The organism is Methylobacterium sp. WL9 (genome assembly GCF_008040035.1).
In the GTDB taxonomy this organism is placed as follows: Bacteria; Pseudomonadota; Alphaproteobacteria; order Rhizobiales; family Beijerinckiaceae; genus Methylobacterium; species Methylobacterium thuringiense.
In genome coordinates, this window is sequence record NZ_VRVE01000147.1 from 1 (window position 1) to 4,411 (window position 4,411).

General features: G+C 70.2%; 5 protein-coding genes and 1 pseudogene. 4 read left to right on the forward strand and 2 right to left on the reverse strand.

Annotated elements, in window-relative coordinates; genetic code table 11:
* From FV217_RS23120 to lysA, 4 genes and pseudogenes are all read left to right on the forward strand, one after another.
* Positions 1-237 (forward strand): annotated as a pseudogene (locus FV217_RS23120) (hypothetical protein); the annotation flags it as partial.
* A 210-nt stretch (positions 238-447) separates the two neighbouring features.
* The gene (locus FV217_RS21890) at positions 448-708 is read left to right on the forward strand and encodes a 3',5'-cyclic-nucleotide phosphodiesterase (RefSeq protein ID WP_147821701.1); all 261 of its coding nucleotides are present in this window, start codon (positions 448-450) and stop codon (positions 706-708) included.
* 109 nt (positions 709-817) lie between these two features.
* Complete coding sequence (locus tag FV217_RS21895) at positions 818-1,198, forward strand: hypothetical protein (protein ID WP_238231861.1); 381 nt, start codon at positions 818-820, stop codon at positions 1,196-1,198.
* Between the two features lie 252 nt (positions 1,199-1,450).
* Positions 1,451-2,719: a diaminopimelate decarboxylase gene (gene lysA, locus FV217_RS21900; protein WP_147821703.1), complete on the forward strand. Its 1,269-nt coding sequence runs from the start codon at positions 1,451-1,453 to the stop codon at positions 2,717-2,719.
* 497 nt (positions 2,720-3,216) lie between these two features.
* Here the strand turns inward: lysA and FV217_RS21905 are convergent, their stop codons facing one another.
* Together FV217_RS21905 and FV217_RS21910 are read right to left on the reverse strand one after the other, a co-directional pair.
* Positions 3,217-3,747, reverse strand: a complete 531-nt coding sequence (locus tag FV217_RS21905; protein ID WP_147821705.1) for a GAF domain-containing protein — start codon at positions 3,745-3,747, stop codon at positions 3,217-3,219.
* A 61-nt stretch (positions 3,748-3,808) separates the two neighbouring features.
* On the reverse strand, positions 3,809-4,039 hold the full coding sequence (locus tag FV217_RS21910) for a hypothetical protein (RefSeq protein WP_147821707.1): 231 nt from the start codon (positions 4,037-4,039) through the stop codon (positions 3,809-3,811).
* Positions 4,040-4,411: the final 372 nt, after the last annotated feature.

Sequence of the window (4,411 nt, forward strand, 5' to 3'; positions counted from 1 at the left end):
CGCGCCCGCCACGCTGCCGTCGTCGCCGAGCGCGACACCCTCGCCGCGAGCCTGCGCGTCGCCGAGGATGCCCTCGCCAAGGCCCTGTCCCACCGCCACGGCAATGGGGCCGTGCCGAGCGAGCGCGACGACGCGGATCTGCGGGCGCGCATCACCGAGGTCGCCGACGCCCTGACTCAGCGCGACCGCCTTCCTTCTGTCGCGAGCTTCCCGATGCCGGCCGCCGCCCGCTCCTGATCCCTCGGCTTCGTCCCGGGCGGGACCCTTCGCGCGCCGGACGGCGTCCTCCAAGGTGTGCCGCCACGCTTGCGGAGGCACGCCCGGCACAATAAGTCCGCGCTCACCGAACGGCGTCGTCACGCGATGGCCCTGCCCGCGCCGCGTTTCCAACACGGCGGGCGGCCATCCGACGCCGGCTCCCTTTCCCACCCACCATCGAGTCGACCCATGGCCTTGACCCTGAAGCCGTTCATCCTCGCCCTGGCCGGCCTCGCCGTCGCGGCCTCCGCCCAGGCGGTCGATTCGAAGCGGGGCAACGAGACCCTGAAAAAGTACTGCACCGGCGATTACCTCTCCTATTGCGGCAACCTCTCCCCCGACGATCCGGCCACCGACGCCTGCTTCAAGCGCAATTTCTCCAAGATCTCCGAGAATTGCCGCCGCGCGATCAACGCCTACGCGCCGTCCGGCACCAAGGGCGGCCGGTAAGCTCATTCCACCTTGCCAAAGACGCGTGCCGGCGCGCTGTTGCGCCGGTGCGCTCGCATCCCGGGCCGCGAACGGCTAAGCTGAGACCGCCGAAATGCCGGACTCGTCGATGCACGCCCGCCCCGATCGCCTCGAACTCACTTCAAGAGCTGCGCCCAAGCGCTTGATGACGCTCGGCATCTGCCTCGTCATGGTCGCCCTCGCCGCCGGCGGCTGCGGCCGCCGCGGCAAGCTCGAACCGCCGAATGGCGCCACGCGCGAGTCGAGCCGCGCGACCTCGGCCCCGGCTTCCGCCCGCTCGCTCCCCAACAGCGTCGGCGTCGCCTCGGGCGGTGCCGCCCCGGATGCGGACGCCGTCCGCGATGGCGACGAGCTTCCGCTCTCGGCCACCCCCGCCGGGATCGACAGCGCCCCCGTCCAGACCAACAAGGGCGCCAAGCGGGGTTTCACCATCCCGAAGGGGCCGTTCATCCTCGATCCGATTCTCTAGAGCGTCGGTTCGGGACGCGGCCGCCGGTTTTCGGAAGGGCCGTTGCTATGGGTCGCGCCTGAAGCTCCGCGCCCGACCCCCGGCCTCGCCCTTCGAGGCCTCCGCTTCGCTCCGGCACCTCAGGGTGGATTGGGAGCCAAAGAGTAGCGAACGGCGTCGGATCGGATCCGCCGAGGCCGTCGCCCGCAGAGTGGAGAGGGTTCGCCGTGGCAGCCTGCTCCCGCATGCCGTCCGTTCTGTTAAAGAGCCCCCATGCATCATTTCCGCTACCGTGACGGGCGCCTCCACGCCGAAGACGTCGACCTGACCGCGCTGGCGGACGAGGTCGGCACGCCGTTCTATTGCTACGCCTCGGCCACGTTGGAGCGGCACTACACGGTGTTCTCCGAGGCATTTGCCGGCGACGACGCCCTCACCTGCTTCGCGGTGAAGGCGAATTCGAACCAGGCGGTGCTGGCGACCCTGGCGCGGCTCGGGGCCGGCATGGACATCGTCTCCGAGGGCGAGCTGCGCCGGGCGTTGGCCGCGGGCGTCCCGGCGGACAGGATCGTGTTCTCCGGCGTCGGCAAGACCCGCGAGGAGATGGCCGCGGCTTTGCGGGCCGGCATCTTCTGCTTCAACGTCGAGAGCGAGCCCGAGCTCGAAGCGTTGTCCGAGGTGGCGGTGTCGGTCGGCCGGGACGCACCGGTCTCGATCCGGGTAAACCCCGACGTCGACGCGCTGACGCATGCCAAGATTGCCACCGGCAAATCCGAGAACAAGTTCGGCATCCCGATCGACCGCGCCCGCGCGGTCTATGCCCGCGCCGCAACCTTGCCCGGTCTCGCCGTCCACGGCGTCGACATGCATATCGGCTCGCAGATCACCGATCTCGCGCCGTTCGACCGGGCCGGCGCCCGGCTCTCGGGTCTCGCCCGCGACCTGATGAGCGACGGCCACGGCCTGAAGCACATCGATTTCGGCGGCGGCCTCGGCATCCCCTATCGCGAGGACAACACCACCCCGCCGGACCCGACGGCTCTGGCCGCGGTGCTGCGCCCTCATTTCCAGCCGCTCGGCCTCAAGCCGGTCTTCGAGATCGGCCGGATGATCTGCGGCAACGCCGGCATCCTGCTGACCCGCGTGATCTACGTGAAGCGCACCGCCGGCCGCACCTTCGTCATCGTCGACGCCGCGATGAACGATCTGATCCGCCCGACCCTGTACGAGGCCTATCACGCGCTCCGCCCCGTGGTGGAGCCAGGCCCCGACGCCCCCCGCATCGTCGCCGACGTGGTCGGTCCGGTCTGCGAGAGCGGCGATTATCTGGCGCTCGGCCGCGAGATGCCCGACGTCGCCCCAGGCGACCTGATCTCGGTGATGACCGCCGGCGCCTACGGCGCGGTCCAGGCCAACACCTACAACACCCGCCTGCTGGTGCCGGAGGTGCTGGTGAAGGCCGCTGAGGCCGCGGTGGTCAGGCCGCGCACGAGCTACGACGCGCTGATCGGGCTCGATCACGTGCCGGGGTGGCTGGGTTAGGCGGTCCGCCCCTCATTCCGGTACCGCTGCGCGGCCTCTTAAACCGTTCCCGGTCGATTGAAGCGTTCGCCGTGCCTCTCCTCGCCCTCTGGGCGAGGAGGACCGCGCGCAGCGCGGTGGAGTGGGCGGCACCGAGCCTATCCCGGCACCGCCGAGCCCCCTCCGTCCGCTTCGCGGCCACCTCCCCCAGGGGGGAGGAGGGCCCTGCCGCATACCGTTCCCAGTTGAATTCCTTCGGTTGACTCCGCCCCCGTCCCCGGGCGGGTGGAGCGTCGGCGGAACCCGTTCCGGGGTTCAGCATGACGACGTCGCGACGCGTCGAAACGTCTGCGCCGTCCACATCGAGCCGCTGGCGCGGCTCTTGTCCACGCTGGATCCCGGATCACCTTCCACTGCGTTCCAGGCGTCCGGGAAAGGGGCGCAGGTTCGGATGGACGCGGGGTGGCGCTTCTTCCAGATCGACCGTGCCCGGGCTCCACCGCGGCCCGCGGACGATGTCAGCCAGCGGCGTACCGGGGGTGTCCCTGCGCGGCACGTTCCGCGTCGGCGTTCAGGCTCGCGATGGCCTCGGTGGCCTGCCGGGCCAGGGTCTCGACACGGCACACCGTCGCCTCCTCCAGGAAAACCAGGGCGCACCAATAGGCGCCCAGGGCCGCGACGGGCTCGGGCACACCGATCGGCGCCATCACGAGGCTGCTGATCGACTTGTTCCGGTAAGGCGCCACCGGGACCCGGGGATCGAGGGTGACGTCGGGCACGACGGCCGTCTCGCCGTTGAGCATCGCCCAGCCCGACACGCAGGCTTCGAGCGGAAAGCGCTGGCCTCTCCAGAGCGGCGCGATCGCGTCTTCGGCGACGTAGCGGCAGCAGCCGCCCTCGCGCAGCACCACCGCGATCCCGTCGGCGCCGATCAGCCGTCGTGCCAACTGTGCCAAGACGGCCACGACGTCGTCGAGGGATCGCACCGCCGAGAAGAGTTCGCCGCCGTGTTCCCGTCCACGGTCAGGCTGGAAACGATCATCGGACATACGGATAGGTTAAGGTTTGCTCATGTCTCCGTCCACCCGGGAGCGGCGTCGCGAGACCGCATCAGGGCGTCTCGGCGTTCTGCTCGTCCATCCGCAGCGTCCAGAGCATGTTGCCGTCCGTGTCGGTCAGCCAGGCGAGGTTGGTGCCCGCGAGGAGCAGGCGGTCGGCGTCGCCGAGGATCGCCCCGATGGCCTCCCGGAGGCTGGCGGCCTTCAGAGTCTCGTCGAGGGCCGGAGGCCGGACGATGCCGCGCTTGTCCCGAAAGGCGACGCGGAGGCGGTAGAGATGCACAGGGTTCTCGAAGAAATCAGTGCTGCCGCACCGAAGGTTGCAGGAACGCCACCTGCGGGCCGAACCGTACGGTTCCAGACAGATGACCGGACGATGACGCAATGCCGGGCACTCGGCAACCGGCAAGCGCGCCTGGGCTGATTTGACCCCATGATGGACCGCTGCCACGGTGCTAGGTTCGTTAACACGACCGTCGGCATCGGCCGGCGCCAGAGCGGATCGACGATGGGCGAGGCCGAAACGGCGACCTCCGGGACACCGCGTGACACCGCGCGGGCGACCCTCGACCGGCTCGTGGCGCGGGCGCGGGCGGCCGGGCTGTTCGAGCGGGTCTGGCCGGTGCTGTGGCGGGGCCTCATGGTGGTCCTGGCC